This is a genomic window from Streptomyces sp. NPDC002490 (assembly GCF_040296045.1).
Taxonomy (GTDB): Bacteria; Actinomycetota; Actinomycetes; order Streptomycetales; family Streptomycetaceae; genus Streptomyces.
Genome location: NZ_JBEOWM010000055.1, coordinates 1 through 14,299 on the forward strand (window position 1 = coordinate 1; position 14,299 = coordinate 14,299).

Genomic DNA, 14,299 nt, shown 5'->3' on the forward strand with positions numbered 1-14,299 from the left:
GGTGCCCGGTTGGGGGCCTCCGCCGCCCGCCCCCCCCGCGGGCGCCCGGCGCCCCCCGTCCCCGCAGCTGGCGCACGTGACCGCGGGACGCCGGCCGCGCCCCCTCGTCAGCACACACCAGCAAAGGAAACGACATGAAGGCTCTGGTCCTGTCGGGCGGGTCGGGAACCCGGCTGCGCCCCTTCAGCCACTCGATGCCGAAGCAGCTCATACCGATCGCGAACAAGCCGGTCCTGGAGCACGTCCTGCGAAGCGTCAGGGACCTCGGCGTGACGGAGATCGGCGTCATCGTCGGTGACCGCGCCGAGCAGATCCGGGCGGCCATCGGCGACGGCTCCGCGCTCGGAGTGGAGATCACCTACATCCCCCAGGAGGCACCGCTCGGTCTCGCCCACTGCGTGGAGCTCGCCCGGCCGTTCCTCGGCGACGACGACTTCGTCATGTACCTCGGCGACAACATGCTGCCCGAAGGCGTGGAACGGATCGCCGACGAGTTCACGGCCGGTCGTCCGGTGGCTCAGGTCGTGGTCCACAAGGTGTCGGACCCGCGTGCCTTCGGAGTCGCCGAGCTGGCCGCGGACGGCAGGGTCGAACGCCTGGTGGAGAAGCCGCAGGAGCCCAAGAGCGATCTCGCGCTCATCGGGGTCTACTTCTTCACCTCGGCGATCCACGAGGCCGTCGCCGCCATCGAGCCCAGCGCGCGCGGCGAACTGGAGATCACCGACGCCATCCAGTGGCTCGTCGCCCACGGTGCCGAGGTCAAGGCCAGCGAGTACACGGGCTACTGGAAGGACACCGGTCGCATCGAGGACGTCCTGGAGTGCAACCGGAAGCTCCTCGACGACCTGAAGCCGGCCACCGAGGGCGAGGTCGACGCGGCCAGCACCCTCGTCGGCGCGGTCGTGGTGGAGGCGGGAGCCAAGGTCATCGGCTCCCGCATCGAGGGCCCCGTCGTGATCGGCGCCGGATCGGTGGTGACGGACAGCCGCATCGGCCCGCACACCTCCATCGGCCGGGACGTCCGGCTGACCTGCACAAGCATCGAGTACTCCATCGCACTGGACGGCGCCGCCATCTCCCACGTCCGCGACCTGCACAGCTCCGTCATCGGGCGCTCCGCCTCGGTCGGTCCTTCCGACCGGAGCACCCGTCATCACCGGCTCGTCGTCGGTGACCACACCCGAGTCGAGGTAACGGCATGAAGAAGATCCTGATCACCGGTGGCGCGGGCTTCATCGGCTCGCACTACGTGCGCTCCCTCCTGAACGACGGCTACGAGGAGTGGAAGGGCGCCCACGTCACCGTCCTCGACAAGCTCACCTACGCCGGCAACCGCGACAACCTGCCCGAGGCGCACGAGCGCCTGACCTTCGTCCGGGGCGACATCTGCGACACCGAGCTGCTGCACGAGCTGCTGCCGGGACACGACGCGGTCGTCCACTTCGCCGCCGAGTCGCACGTGGACCGCTCCCTGGAGTCCGCCGAGGCGTTCGTCCGCACCAACGTCACGGGAACCCAGCGACTGCTCGACGCGGTGCTCGCCACCCGGGTCAAGCGCGTCGTCCACGTCTCCACCGACGAGGTCTACGGCTCCATCGAGGAGGGATCCTGGACCGAGGAGTGGCCGCTGGCGCCCAACTCCCCGTACTCCGCTTCCAAGGCCGCGTCCGACCTGCTGGCACGGTCCTACTGGCGCACCCACGGCCTGAACCTCTCCCTCACGCGGTGCTCCAACAACTACGGCCCGTACCAACACCCGGAGAAGCTCATTCCGCTGTTCGTCACCAACCTGCTGGAGGGCAAGCAGGTGCCGCTCTACGGCGACGGCGGAAACATCCGCGAGTGGCTGCACGTCGACGACCACTGCCGTGCGATCGACCTCGTCCTCAACGAGGGCCGGGCCGGCGAGGTCTACCACGTCGGCGGTGGCAACGAGCGGACCAACCGGGCCATCACCGAGCGCCTCCTCGCCCTGACCGGACAGGACTGGGCCAAGGTCCGCCGCGTCCCCGACCGCAAGGCCCACGACCTGCGTTACTCCCTCGACGACTCGAAGATCCGCGAAGAGCTCGGTTACGCCCCGCGCATCTCCTTCGAGCAGGGCCTCGCCGACACCGTCGCCTGGTACAACGACAACCCTGGCTGGTGGAAGGGCACCAAGCACAACAAGCAGGGATGAAAGCCGCCTGCTCCACGCCGCCGGTTGCCGACCGACGGCACGGAACGGACGGGGCCCACCACCGGCTGCCACGGAGGAAACCCATGAGCGTGCACAAGGAACTCGTGCTCGACGAGGTCCGCAGGTACCACCAGGAAGCCCGGGGCGACGACGTGTTCGTGCCCGGCACCACCGAGATCTGGCCGTCAGGTGCCGTGCTCGACGAGGAGGACCGGGTCGCCCTCGTCGAGGCCGCCCTGGAGATGCGCATCGCGGCCGGCCGCAGCTCACGCAAGTTCGAATCGTCCTTCGCCCGCAAGATGAAGCGACGCAAGGCCCATCTGGCCAACTCCGGCTCGTCCGCGAACCTGCTCGCGACGGCGGCCCTGACCTCGCCCCTCCTGGAGGACCACCGGCTGCGGCCCGGCGACGAGGTCATCACCGTGGCGGCGGGCTTCCCCACCACGGTCAACCCGATCCTGCAGAACGGTCTGATCCCGGTCTTCGTCGACGTCGAACTCGGCACCTACAACACGACTGCGGACCGCGTCGCCCAGGCCATCGGCCCCAAGACCCGGGCGATCATCATCGCGCACGCGCTCGGCAACCCCTTCGAGGTCGCCGAGGTCGCCCAACTCGCCACCGAGCACGACCTGTTCCTCATCGAGGACAACTGCGACGCGGTCGGCTCGACGTACGAGGGCGAACTCACCGGCACCTTCGGCGACCTGACCACCGTCAGCTTCTACCCGGCCCACCACCTCACCATGGGCGAGGGCGGGTGCGTCCTCACCTCGAACCTGGCGCTCGCCCGGATCGTCGAGTCCCTGCGCGACTGGGGCCGTGACTGCTGGTGCGAGCCGGGCGAGAACGACAAGTGCCTCAAGCGCTTCACCTACCAGATGGGCACCCTGCCGGCGGGCTACGACCACAAGTACATCTTCTCGCACGTCGGTTACAACCTGAAGGCCACCGACCTGCAAGCAGCACTCGGCCTCACCCAGCTCGCCAAGCTCGACGACTTCGTCGCGGCGCGCAAGCGCAACTGGCGTCGGCTGCGCGACGGTCTGGAGGGCGTTCCGCACCTGCTGCTGCCCGAGGCGACGCCGCGCAGCGACCCGAGCTGGTTCGGCTTCGTGCTCACCGTCAGTCCGGACGCCCCCTTCCAGCGCGCCGAACTGGTGGACTTCCTGGAGGGCCGCAAGATCGGCACCCGGCGACTCTTCGCCGGCAACCTCACCCGGCACCCCGCCTACATCGACCAGCCCCACCGGGTCGTCGGCAACCTGGACAACAGCGACATCATCACGGAGCAGACCTTCTGGGTCGGCGTCTACCCCGGTCTGACCGACGAGATGCTCGACTACGTCGTCTCCTCCGTGAAGGAATTCGTGGGGGACCGCGGATGACCATGGAGATCGTGGGCAACGGCTTCCTCGCCAGAAACCTGCGCCCGTACGCGCACCGCCACCCGGACACCGTCGCCATGGCGGCCGGCGTCTCCTGGGCGAGCGGCACCTCCGACGCCGACTTCGCCCGTGAGGCCGCGCTGCTCGCCGATGTCGCCGTCCGGTGCCGCGCCACCGGACGGCGCCTGCTCTTCTTCTCCACCGCGGCCACCGGCATGTACGGCGCCGTGGCCGGGCCGGGGCGCGAGGACAGTCCCGTCGTGCCCTGCACCCCGTACGGCGCGCACAAGTTGGCCCTGGAACGGCAGCTGCGGGAGAGCGGAGCCGATCACCTGATCCTGCGCCTCGGCCACCTCGTCGGTCCTGGTCAGCCCGCGCACCAGCTGATCCCCGCCCTGATCCGACAGATGCGCGGTGGTGAGGTGCGCGTGCAGCGTGACGCGGCACGTGACCTGATCGACGTACGCGACGTCGTCACCGTCATCGACCGGCTGCTCGCACAGGGCCTGCGCGGCGAGATCGTCAACGTCGCCTCGGGCGTGGCGGTCCCCGTGGGGCAGATCGTCGACCACCTGGAGGAGCGGCTCGGCCTGCGGGTGCGCAGGGAGTACCAGGAAGCGGGTGCCCAGCACGTCATCGCCATCGACAAACTGCGCTCCCTCGTCCAGGAGACCGCCGCGATGGACTTCGGCCCCTCCTACTACCGCCAGGTCCTCGACGCGTTCCTCGCGTCGGAGGGCGCACCGTCCGGGGTCTGAGTCCCGCACACCCCTCCGATCAGAGGAGTCACCCACATGCTTTCCTCCCTCGTCAGGAGCGGATCCGGCACCGGCCGGCTCCGGCCGCGCCACGATCCCTCGGTCGCCGAACGCGTCTCCGCGTCGGCCGCCACCACCGCGGGTGCGGTCCTGCGCACCGAGGACTTCCCGCAGTGGCTCGAAGAACGAGGCAGGGCCCACCGGTTCACGGTGGAGCGGATCCCCTTCCACCAGCTCGACGGTTGGTCCTTCGACGACACCACCGGCAACCTCGTGCACCGCAGCGGTCGGTTCTTCTCCGTCGAGGGACTGCACGTCACCCGTGACGAGGGGCCGCAGCGCGAGTGGTACCAGCCCATCATCAAGCAGCCCGAGGTCGGGATCCTCGGGATCCTCGTCAAGGAGTTCGACGGGGTCCTGCACTTCCTCATGCAGGCCAAGATGGAACCCGGCAACCGCAACCTGCTACAGCTCTCGCCGACCGTCCAGGCCACCCGGAGCAACTACACCAAGGTCCACCAGGGCGCCGACGTGAAGTACATCGAGCACTTCACCCGGCCCGGCCGCGGTCGGGTCATCGCCGACGTGCTGCAGTCCGAGCACGGATCGTGGTTCTTCCACAAGAGCAACCGCAACATGATCGTCGAGGCACTGGGCGAGGTACCGCTCGACGACGACTTCTGCTGGCTCACCCTCGGCCAGATCGGCGAGCTGCTGCACCGCGACAACGTCGTGAACATGGACTCGCGCACGGTTCTCGCCTGCGCGCCGTTCTCCGACGACGGAGCGGGTGCCCTGCTCTCGGACACCGAACTCGTCTCGTGGTTCACCGCCGAGCGCTCCCGGCAGGACGTGCGCGCCGAGCGCGTACCGCTCCACGAGCTCCCCGGTTGGGTCCGCGGCCGGTCGACCATCGATCACGAAGGGGGCCGGTACTTCCGCGTCGTGGCAGTCTCCGTGGAGGCGGGCAACCGCGAGGTCACCGGCTGGACCCAGCCCCTGTTCGAGCCCCTCGGCCTGGGCGTCACCGCCTTCCTGACCCGGCGGATCGGCGGTGTGCCGCACGTCCTGGTGCACGCGCGCGTGGAGGGCGGCTTCCTCGACACCGTGGAGCTCGGCCCCACCGTCCAGTACACGCCGGACAACTACGTGCACCTGACCGGCGGGGACCGGCCGCCCTTCCTCGACCTGGTCCTCGACGCCGACCCGGCCCGCATCCAGTACGAAGCCGTTCACTCGGAGGAGGGCGGCCGCTTCCTCAACGCGGAGAGCCGGTACCTCCTGATCGAGGCCGACGAGGAGCAGGCCCCGTTGGACCCGCCTGCCGGCTTCCAGTGGGTCACCCCGGCCCAGCTCACCTCCCTGGTGCGACACGGCCACTACGTGAACGTCCAGGCCCGGACCCTGCTCGCCTGCCTCAACGCGACGGCGGTGCGCTCCTGATGAGGACCGTGCGGATCGGGGTCCTCGGCTGCGCGGACATCGCACGCCGCCGCATGCTCCCCGCCATGGCCGCGGAGCCCGGCATCACCGTCGCCGCCGTCGCCAGTCGCGACACCGACAGGGCCCGCGAGCTGGCGGGGCGGTTCGGCGCCCGACCCGTGACCGGGTACGCCGAGCTCCTCGGGCAGGACGACGTCGACGCGGTGTACGTCCCGCTGCCCGCCGCGCTGCACGCGCGGTGGACCGAGGCCGCCCTGCGGGCGGGCAAGCACGTACTCGCCGAGAAGCCGCTCACCACGTCCCTGGCCGAGAGCCGCCGACTGGTCGCCCTGGCGCAGGACTCGGGGCTCGCCCTGATGGAGAACGTCATGTTCGTCCATCACTCCCAGCACGACGTCGTACGGGGACTCGTGTCGGACGGCACGATCGGCGAGCCGCGCGCCTTCCACGCGGCCTTCACCGTTCCGCGGCTGCCCGACGACGACATCCGGTACGACCACGAGCTCGGGGGCGGCGCGCTGTGGGACACCGGCGTCTATCCGCTGCGCGCCGCCCTGCACGTCCTCGGCGAGGACCTCGAAGTGCTCGGCGCCACCCTCGTCGAAGGACCCGGCCGGAGCGTGGACACCGCAGGCGCGGCGCTGTTACGCACCCCCGAAGGCGTCGGCGTCCAGCTGACGTTCGGGCTCGACCACGGCTACCGTTCCGCCTACGAGATCTGGGGGAGCCGGGGACGGATCACCGTGGAACGGGCCTTCACGCCGCCCGCCGACCACCAGCCCCTGATCCGGGTCGAATGCCCCGGCGGGGTCGAGGAGATCTCGCTGCACCCCGAGGACCAGGTGGCCGCCACCCTGCGGGCGTTCGCCGCGGCGGTGCACGACGGTGCGGTGCCAGATCCGGTGTGCCTGCGCCAGGCGGAGTTGCTGCACGAGCTGCGCGAGCGCGCGCTGCCGGGCCGGTCGTGACGGGCCTGCCGCTACCGAGGATGGGCGGTCGCGGGGCCGACGCACCGGGGGCGGGCGCGCTGCGGCTCCACCCGCCCGGCGCGTTCCGGCACCGCCGGGCGCTGGTGGCACGGGAGACGGGACGGGCCCGCCGCACGGGTGGGTGGGCACTCCCGTCCGCGAGGAGTGCCCGTCTGAGGTGTGACGCCGCTGCCCCGGCTGCCCGCTCGCGCCCCATCGTCGCGCACCTCGTGTGTCAGAGTGCGGTTCGCTCAAAGTCAATTCCCGGTGAACGGCATTGCCTTGAGGTGCGCGGCCGAAGAAGCTGGTCACCAGTCTCCACCGAACCGACTTTCCCCGTGGGGCTTTCCGGGACGCTTTCCATCACCGACAGGAGAAACAGTCATGGGCAACCTCACCGGAAAAACCGCGCTGGTCACGGGGTCGAGTCGAGGCATCGGTCGGGCTATCGCCCAAAAGCTCGGAAGTGCGGGCGCCCTCGTCGTCGTGCACTATTCAACCGGGGCCGATGAGGCCGCGGAGGTCGTCGAGTCCATCGAGAAGGACGGCGGCCGAGCCTTTTCCGTCAAGGCAGAGCTCGGCGTTCCCGGCGATGTTGACGTGCTTTTCGAAGGTCTTGAGTCCGGCCTCAAGGAGCGCGCCGGAACGGTCAATCTGGATATTTTGGTCAACAATGCCGGCGTGATGGCCATGGGGGCGCCGGAAGAGGTCACGCCCGAGGTTTTCGACCGCATGATTGCAGTCAACGCCAAGGCGCCCCTCTTCATCGTGCAGCGTGCCCTTCCGATCATTCCTGACGGCGGCCGCATCATCAACATCACCTCCGGTCTCACCCGGGTCGCGAGCCCGGACCAGGTGACGTACGGAATGACCAAGGGTGCCCTTGAACAGATCGCGCTGCACTTCTCCCGGCATCTGGGCGAGAGGCGGATCACCGTCAACAGCGTGGCTCCCGGCAGCACGGACAACGGCAGCGCACTGTTCCAGATTCCCCAGGTCCGCGAGACGCTGTCACAGCTCAGCACCTTCGGAGAGGTCGCGGAGCCGGCCGCCGTCGCCGATGTGGTGGCCTTCTTGGCGTCCGAGGACGCCCGCTGGATCACCGGCGCCTTCATCGATGCCAGCGGCGGCACGCTGCTCGGCTGAGCATCGAAGACGGTCGAATTCGAAGAGAGGGAAGGTGCCGTCATGTTCGGGTCGCTGTCCGCCGTTCTGATCAAGTGCGACAACTTCGAAGAAATGAAATCGTTCTACCAGGGCCGTATGAAAATGGCGACGGTGAAGGAAGGGGACGGGTGGATCGTGCTGGACACCGGCTCCGGCGGTGAACTCGTCCTGGGCGGTGACACCGGTGGCGACACCATGGCCATCGCGTTCACCGGGGCTGAACTGGGTCCTGCCCGGGAAGAGTTGAAGGGCGCCGGCCCTACGGAGATCGAAAAGCATTCCGACATGCGGAGGTTCTTCGTGAAGGACCCGGACGGCAATACCGTCCTGATTATCGACTGAATTCGACCTTCACTTCATCATCCAGAAACAGCAGGGAGTATCCGTGAAGATCCTCTTCGTCGCGAGTGGCAGCCCCGCGACGGTCTTCGCCCTCGCACCACTCGCTACCGCGGCGCGCAACGCGGGACACGACGTGTTCATGGGTGCTGTGGAGGACATGGTTCCGTACATCGCGTCAGCAGGGATTCCGGCGCTTTCCATCGCACCGTCCTCGATCCGGCGGTACGCCACCATGGACCGGATGGGAAATCCGGTCAGGATGCCCGAGACCCCGGAGGAAGAGCTGGACTTCGCGGGGCACTGGTTCGGGCGGATGGCCGCAGGCAGCATGGACGCGCTGCGGGAGCTCGCCGCGAACTGGCGCCCCGACGTGGTGGTCGGCGGTTCGATGTCCTTCGCCGCCGCGTTGATCGCCGCCGAGCTCGGTGTTCCTCACGTGCGGCAGGCGTGGGACACCGGCGACGCCTGGCGCACGGACCCCGCCGCGAGCGAGGAACTCCAGCCGGAACTCACGGCATTGGGGCTCGACAGGCTGCCCGATCCGGACCTCTTCGTCGACATCTGTCCGCCGAGCCTGCGCCCCGCTGACGCACCGGTCGCCCAGATGATGCGCTGGGTCCCGGCCAACGGGCAGCGGCAGCTCGAACCGTGGATGTACACCAAGGGCGATCGGCCGCGGGTCCTCATCACCTCGGGCAGCCGGTTGGTGTTCGCGAAGAAGACCGGGTTCCTGCGGGGGCTGGTCGCCGCCATGGCCGGGCTCGACGCCGAGGTGGTCATCGCGACGCTGGACGAGGTCGCGGAGGAGTTGAGGGCCGAACTGCCCGGCGTACGGGCCGGCTGGGTGCCGCTCGACGTGGTGGTGTCGACCTGTGACGTGGTCGTGCACCACGCGGGCGGGGTCACCGCCCTGACGGCGATGAACGCGGGTGTCCCACAGCTGATCGTGCCGCAGGGCGGCAACTTCGTCGAGGCGGGGCTGCGCATCTCCGACTTCGGAGCGGCCATCACCGCCGACGAGAACACCCCCGAGGCCGTCCACGAGGGATGCCGGGAGCTGATCGGCAACCCCTCGTACGGCGAGCGGGCACGGGCACTCTCCGCGGAGATCGCGGCGCTGCCGCTGCCCGCCGAAGTGGTGGAAGCCTTGGAGCGTCTGGTCTGAGGCTCCGCACCGCGAACAGGCCGGTGGTGCCGTCGGGCGCCCGAGGCAGAGACCGATCGGAACGAGAAGTGGAGCATGGCATGGGCGAGTTGAGTCCGATCCGCGTGGTGATGGCCAAACCCGGGGCGGGAGGGAGGGGCTCCGCAGCACCGCCGCCCCTCGTCGACGCCTTCACCGAGGCGGGCCTTGAGGTCGTCCAGGCCGGCGACGACCAGAGCCCGGCCGGCCTGGTGGCCACCCTCGTCAGCGAGGGCGCCCGGGTCATCTGCATTTCGAGCCTGCTGGGCGAGCACGAGGCGCTCTTCGGCGGAGTGCTCGACCTCCTCTCCGAGCAGGGCGTCGGGCCGGTGACCGTGATCGGCGGCGGCATCATCCCGACGGCCGACATCGCGGTGCTCAAGGAGCGCGGCGTCACGGAGGTCTTCTCCGCCGGCACGCCCCCGAGGGATGCGGCGGCGTGGGTGCGCGACCACGTCCGTGACGCGTCCGGCGTCTGACGGCGTTGCTCCCCGCGGCGGCCCCGCTGCCCTCGCGGGGAGCAACGCATCTCCCTCACTTCACCCCGGCAGGATCGGCAGGAGACGACGATGCGCGTCCTCATGATCAACACCCCCGTTTCCACTCATCTCACCCCGCTGGTCCCGCTCGCGTGGGCGCTGCGCGCCGCAGGGCACGAGGTGTTGGTGCTCGGCCGCGAGGACGTCTGCGGCGCGGCCGCGGCAGCGGGCCTGAACGCCGTGAGCATCGGTGACCGGCTCGACATCGACGACAGGCTGCTCGAACGTCTCGGCGGCAAGAGGCCCTTGGAGTTCTGGGGCAGGCCGGCCCTGGACCAACTCTCCAACGTCGGCTCCCTGTGGATGCCCCCGACGCTGGACGTGCTGCCGGCGTACCTGGAGCTGGCCCGCGACTTCGGACCCGACATGGTCCTTTCCGACCCAATCGAGTTCATCTCGCTGATCGTGGGGGAGGAACTCGGCGTCCCCGTGGTGCAGCAGCGCTGGGGTGTCGACCCCCTCTCGGACCAGGTACGCGGCGCGGGCGGGAGGTGGTTCGAGGACGTCCTCGCGGAGCGGGGTCTGACCGGCCTTCCGCGCCCGGCCGTCCTGCTCGATCCGTGCCCGCCCAGCCTGCAACTGGCCGGCACGACTCCCGGGACCCCGATGCGCTACGTGCCGTTCAACGGCAACGGCCGACTGCCCGAGTGGCTCCGGCTCGATGCCCGGAGGCGTGGCACGGCCCGGCGGGTCGCCGTCTCCCTGGGCGGGCGCACCCTCGCGTACAACGGCGTCCCGCTCATGCGGAACATCCTGGACGCGCTCGGCGCACTGCCGGACACCGAGGTGCTCGCGACCGTGGAGGAGGAGTACCGCGAGGCGCTCGGTGAGGTCCCCGGCAACGTGCGCGTCATCGATCCCGTCCCGCTGCACCTGCTGCTCGGCTCCTGCCGCGCCGTCATCCACCACGGCGGCTCGGGCACCGCGATGACCGCGAGCGTCTTCGGCCTGCCGCAGCTCGTCCTGCCCCAGCTGGCTGACCAGTTCTGGCACGGCGACGCCCTGGCCCGGGTGGGCGCGGGCATCACCATCGAGGGTGTCGAGAGGCAGGACGAGCCGGAACCGGTGCGCGAGGCGGTGGCCACGCTCCTCGGCGACCCCGCCTACGCGAGGGCGGCGGGGGAGCTGGGCGAGGAGATCGCCGCGATGCCCGCCCCGTCCCGGGTCGTGACCGACCTGGAAGAACTGGTCGCGGCCGGCTGAGACGGTGGTGTCCCGCCGCGTGACGTCACGGTCCCGAACCCGGTTCAGGACCTGCGTTCACGAGGCTTCCTCGGCCGACGAGTCCAAGGTCTCCAGCGCGGATTCGAGCAGTGCCTTCCGCTTCTCCTCCGGGTCGCCCTCGATCGCCGACAGGGAGAAGGCGCCGAAGTGCACACTGGCCAGGGCGTCGGAGATGCGGACCTGGGTGCGGACGGAGGCGCCCTGCTGGTGCATCAGCTCACCGACGGCGGCGATCCGGTCGTTGAGGGTCTGGCCGATCCCGAGGGTGCGGAGTGCCGCCCCGCTCTCCTGCATGATGCGGAAGAGCGGGGCGGCGCCCACGAGCACCTCGCTGTAGCGGCGCAGCACTTCGCGCTTGGTCTCCAGGGTCCGAGGCTGTGTCTGCGCCCATGCGACCAGCTCGTCGACGGGACCGGTGAGGCCCTCGGAGATCGCCACGAGGATCTCTTCCTTGGCCTTGAAGTGGTAGTAGAGCGCCGCCTTGGTGATGCCGAGACGTTCGGCGATCTCGCGCATCGACGTCTTCTCGTAGCCGCGCTCGGCGAAGAGGTCGACGGCGACGGACTGGATCTTGTCGCGGGTGTTGGCTCCGCGCACGTGTGGTGTGCCGCCCATGGGTTCCTCCTGTGCCGCGTCGACCGCCCTGGAGAACGATTCTACTTGACGGCCGGTAAGTAGTGCCTTTAGCTTCTCCATCGTATTCACTTACCGTGCGGTTGGTAAGTGAGGCCGTTCGGCCGCACCGCCGTACCTCCGGCCCAGGTCGTCCGGCCCGCCCGACTTGATCAAGGGAGTAGACCATGTCGCACGACCCCACCACGGGAGGGGCGGCCGTCGTGGCACCGTCGAGTCGCCGTCTGTTCGCCGTGCTGATGGCCGCCATGGTGGCGATGCTGCTCGCGGCGCTCGACAGCCTCGTCCTGAGCACCGCCATGCCGACCCTCGTCGGCGAGTTGGGCGGCTTCGAGCACCTCTCGTGGGTGGCCTCCGCGTACATGCTCGCGACCGCCGCTTCGACCCCCGTCTGGGGCAAGCTCGGCGACATGTACGGCCGCAAGGGGGTGTTCCTCGCGTCGATCGCCCTCTTCCTCGTCGGCTCCATGGTGTCGGGCCTCGCCCAGTCCATGGGCCAGCTCATCGGCTTCCGGGTGCTACAGGGCCTCGGCGCCGGAGGTCTGATGGTCGGTGCGCTCTCCCTCATCGGCGAGCTGCTCACCCCGCAGAAGCGCGGCAAGTTCCAGGCCATGTCGTCGGCCGTCATGGGCGTCGCGATGGTCGGCGGCCCGTTGGCCGGCGGGTTCCTCACCGAGCACCTGGGCTGGCGCTACTGCTTCTACATCAACGTGCCGTTCGGCCTTGCCGCCTTCATCACCGTCGCCGTGGCGCTGAAGCTGCCCAAGCGGCGCTCCCCGGCTCCCATCGACTACCTGGGCGCCGTGCTGCTCGCTGCGGTGATCACCTCGCTAGTGCTGCTCACCACGTGGGGCGGTACGCAGTACGACTGGTCCTCGCCGGTGATCATGGGCCTGATCGCGGTCGCCGTGGCCGGGACCCTCGCCCTGCCCGCCGTGGAGCGCCGCGCGGTCGCCCCCGTACTGCCGCTGACCGTCTTCCGCAGCGCCAACTTCAGCTGGGCCAACGCCATCTCCTTCCTCTACGGGTTCGTGATGGTCGCCGCGCTGACCTTCCTGCCCATCTACCAGCAGGCCGTGCAGGGTGCCTCCGCCTCCAGCGGCGGACTGCTCATGCTCCCGCTCCTGCTCGGCATGGTCGGTGCGAACGCGTTCGGCGGCCAGGCCATCGCCAAGCAGGGCAGCTTCAAGCTGTACGCGGTCGCCGGCGGCACCCTCCTCCTGGCCGGCATCCTCCTGCTCTCCTGGATGGACACCACCACCGGACGCCTGGAAACCGGCGTCTACATGGTGATCTTCGGGGTCGGCCTCGGCCTGCTCATGCAGGTGACCCTCTCCGTGTCGATGGAGAGCGTCGAGATGAAGGACTTGGGCGTGGCCTCCTCCACGGTCACGCTCACCCGGACCATCGGCGGCGCCTTCGGCGTCTCGCTCGCCGGCATCATCTTCAACGGCCGGATCACCGCGGGCATGGGCGCCGAGAGCGGCGTCGTGGAACGTGACCTCGACAGGCTGAGCGCGGAGAGCCTGCTGAAGCTGCCGGAACCGGTGCGCGAGGCGTACGAGAAGGCCGTCGCCGAGGGCACGCAGTGGGCCTTCCTGGCCGTCTCGACGGTGGCCGCGGCCGCGTTCGCCGCCTCGTGGTTCATCAAGGCCAGGCCGAAGCCCGCCCCGGCCCCGCTCGTGACCCCTCCGGCCGACCAGGTCGGCGCCGCCGGCTGAGCTCCCGCACACCACCGGATCGGGCTCACACGCGCACGACAACGACGAGAGGACGGGGCTGCGCCGTGCAGGCAGTCGAGGCGAGAGTGCCGGGTGTCCATGTCCTGACACCGAGGCAGATCAAGGACGAACGCGGCGCCTTCTTCGAGTCGCTGCGCACGGACCGGATCGAAGGCGTCGTGGGGCACCCCTTCGAGGTGAAGCAGATCAACTACTCGGTGTCGCGCCGCAACACCCTGCGGGGGGTGCACAGCGTCACCAGCCCTCCGGGTCAGGCCAAGTACGTCTCCTGCGTCCGCGGCGCGTTCCGCGACTTCGTCGTCGACCTGCGCGTGGGCTCACCGACCTTCGGACAGCACGACGTCAACGTGCTCGACGCCGAATCGGGCCGTGCCGTCTACATCCCGGAGGGCGTGGGGCACGGCTTCCTCACGCTGACCGAGGACGCCTGCATCTGCTACGTCCTGTCGAGCACGTACGTCCCCGGCACCCAGATCGACATCGACCCCCTCGACCCGGACCTCGCCTTGCCCTGGGACTTCACCGAGCCGCCCCTGATCTCCGAGAAGGACCGGACGGCGCGCTCGCTCGCCGCCACCCTGGAGGCCGGGCTCCTCTCCACGTGGCCCAGCGGCTGACCGCGGGCTCGTTCCCCGCGCCCCGCCGACCCGAACGCCCTGCACGCAGCGTGCGCTAGCCCGACCCCCTGGCCACGTGCCCGTCGCGGCGAACCCGTACGCCGACGCGACGGAAC

At 69.7% G+C, this 14,299-nt stretch carries 14 protein-coding genes; 13 read left to right on the forward strand and 1 reads right to left on the reverse strand.

Going from position 1 to position 14,299, the window contains the following annotated elements; all coding sequences use genetic code 11:
* The first annotated feature begins 134 nt into the window (after window positions 1-134).
* The 11 genes from ABT092_RS26395 to ABT092_RS26445 all read left to right on the forward strand — a co-directional run bounded on the left by ABT092_RS26395 (window position 135) and on the right by ABT092_RS26445 (window position 11,170).
* A complete protein-coding gene (locus ABT092_RS26395; RefSeq protein ID WP_351248105.1) occupies window positions 135-1,202 on the forward strand; it encodes a glucose-1-phosphate thymidylyltransferase in 1,068 nt (355 codons plus the stop codon).
* The gene (gene rfbB / locus ABT092_RS26400; RefSeq protein ID WP_351248107.1) at window positions 1,199-2,179 is read left to right on the forward strand and encodes a dTDP-glucose 4,6-dehydratase; all 981 of its coding nucleotides are present in this window, start codon (window positions 1,199-1,201) and stop codon (window positions 2,177-2,179) included. The genes ABT092_RS26395 and rfbB overlap by 4 nt, the downstream gene beginning before the upstream one ends.
* Before the next feature lie 83 nt (window positions 2,180-2,262).
* Entirely contained in the window at window positions 2,263-3,567 is a 1,305-nt protein-coding gene (gene rfbH, locus ABT092_RS26405) for a lipopolysaccharide biosynthesis protein RfbH (protein ID WP_351248109.1), read from the forward strand.
* Window positions 3,564-4,325, forward strand: a complete 762-nt coding sequence (locus tag ABT092_RS26410) for an NAD-dependent epimerase/dehydratase family protein (RefSeq protein WP_351248111.1) — start codon at window positions 3,564-3,566, stop codon at window positions 4,323-4,325. The genes rfbH and ABT092_RS26410 overlap by 4 nt, the downstream gene beginning before the upstream one ends.
* Before the next feature lie 36 nt (window positions 4,326-4,361).
* Window positions 4,362-5,768 (forward strand): NDP-hexose 2,3-dehydratase family protein, encoded by a 1,407-nt coding sequence (locus ABT092_RS26415; protein ID WP_351248113.1) that lies wholly within the window; start codon window positions 4,362-4,364, stop codon window positions 5,766-5,768.
* Window positions 5,768-6,736, forward strand: a complete 969-nt coding sequence (locus ABT092_RS26420) for a Gfo/Idh/MocA family protein (RefSeq protein WP_351248115.1) — start codon at window positions 5,768-5,770, stop codon at window positions 6,734-6,736. The genes ABT092_RS26415 and ABT092_RS26420 overlap by 1 nt, the downstream gene beginning before the upstream one ends.
* Before the next feature lie 384 nt (window positions 6,737-7,120).
* Window positions 7,121-7,882 (forward strand): SDR family oxidoreductase, encoded by a 762-nt coding sequence (locus ABT092_RS26425; RefSeq protein ID WP_502968508.1) that lies wholly within the window; start codon window positions 7,121-7,123, stop codon window positions 7,880-7,882.
* A 42-nt stretch (window positions 7,883-7,924) separates the two neighbouring features.
* Window positions 7,925-8,245 carry a VOC family protein gene (locus tag ABT092_RS26430; RefSeq protein ID WP_351248117.1) on the forward strand — a complete coding sequence of 107 codons (321 nt, stop codon included), beginning with the start codon at window positions 7,925-7,927 and terminating at the stop codon, window positions 8,243-8,245.
* A 43-nt stretch (window positions 8,246-8,288) separates the two neighbouring features.
* The gene (locus ABT092_RS26435) at window positions 8,289-9,410 is read left to right on the forward strand and encodes a glycosyltransferase (protein WP_351248119.1); all 1,122 of its coding nucleotides are present in this window, start codon (window positions 8,289-8,291) and stop codon (window positions 9,408-9,410) included.
* Window positions 9,411-9,490: 80 nt separating this feature from the next.
* On the forward strand, window positions 9,491-9,907 hold the full coding sequence (locus ABT092_RS26440) for a cobalamin B12-binding domain-containing protein (RefSeq protein WP_351248121.1): 417 nt from the start codon (window positions 9,491-9,493) through the stop codon (window positions 9,905-9,907).
* A gap of 90 nt (window positions 9,908-9,997) precedes the next feature.
* A complete protein-coding gene (locus ABT092_RS26445; protein WP_351248123.1) occupies window positions 9,998-11,170 on the forward strand; it encodes a nucleotide disphospho-sugar-binding domain-containing protein in 1,173 nt (390 codons plus the stop codon).
* A 57-nt stretch (window positions 11,171-11,227) separates the two neighbouring features.
* Here the strand turns inward: ABT092_RS26445 and ABT092_RS26450 are convergent, their stop codons facing one another.
* Complete coding sequence (locus ABT092_RS26450) at window positions 11,228-11,806, reverse strand: TetR/AcrR family transcriptional regulator (protein WP_351248125.1); 579 nt, start codon at window positions 11,804-11,806, stop codon at window positions 11,228-11,230.
* Window positions 11,807-11,991: 185 nt separating this feature from the next.
* On the opposite strand from ABT092_RS26450, the gene ABT092_RS26455 reads away from it, so the two are divergent.
* Both ABT092_RS26455 and ABT092_RS26460 read left to right on the forward strand, forming a co-directional pair.
* Window positions 11,992-13,545, forward strand: a complete 1,554-nt coding sequence (locus ABT092_RS26455) for an MDR family MFS transporter (RefSeq protein ID WP_351248127.1) — start codon at window positions 11,992-11,994, stop codon at window positions 13,543-13,545.
* A 65-nt stretch (window positions 13,546-13,610) separates the two neighbouring features.
* Window positions 13,611-14,183, forward strand: coding sequence for a dTDP-4-dehydrorhamnose 3,5-epimerase family protein (locus ABT092_RS26460; RefSeq protein WP_351248129.1), 573 nt, complete (start codon window positions 13,611-13,613; stop codon window positions 14,181-14,183).
* Window positions 14,184-14,299 lie beyond the last annotated feature (116 nt).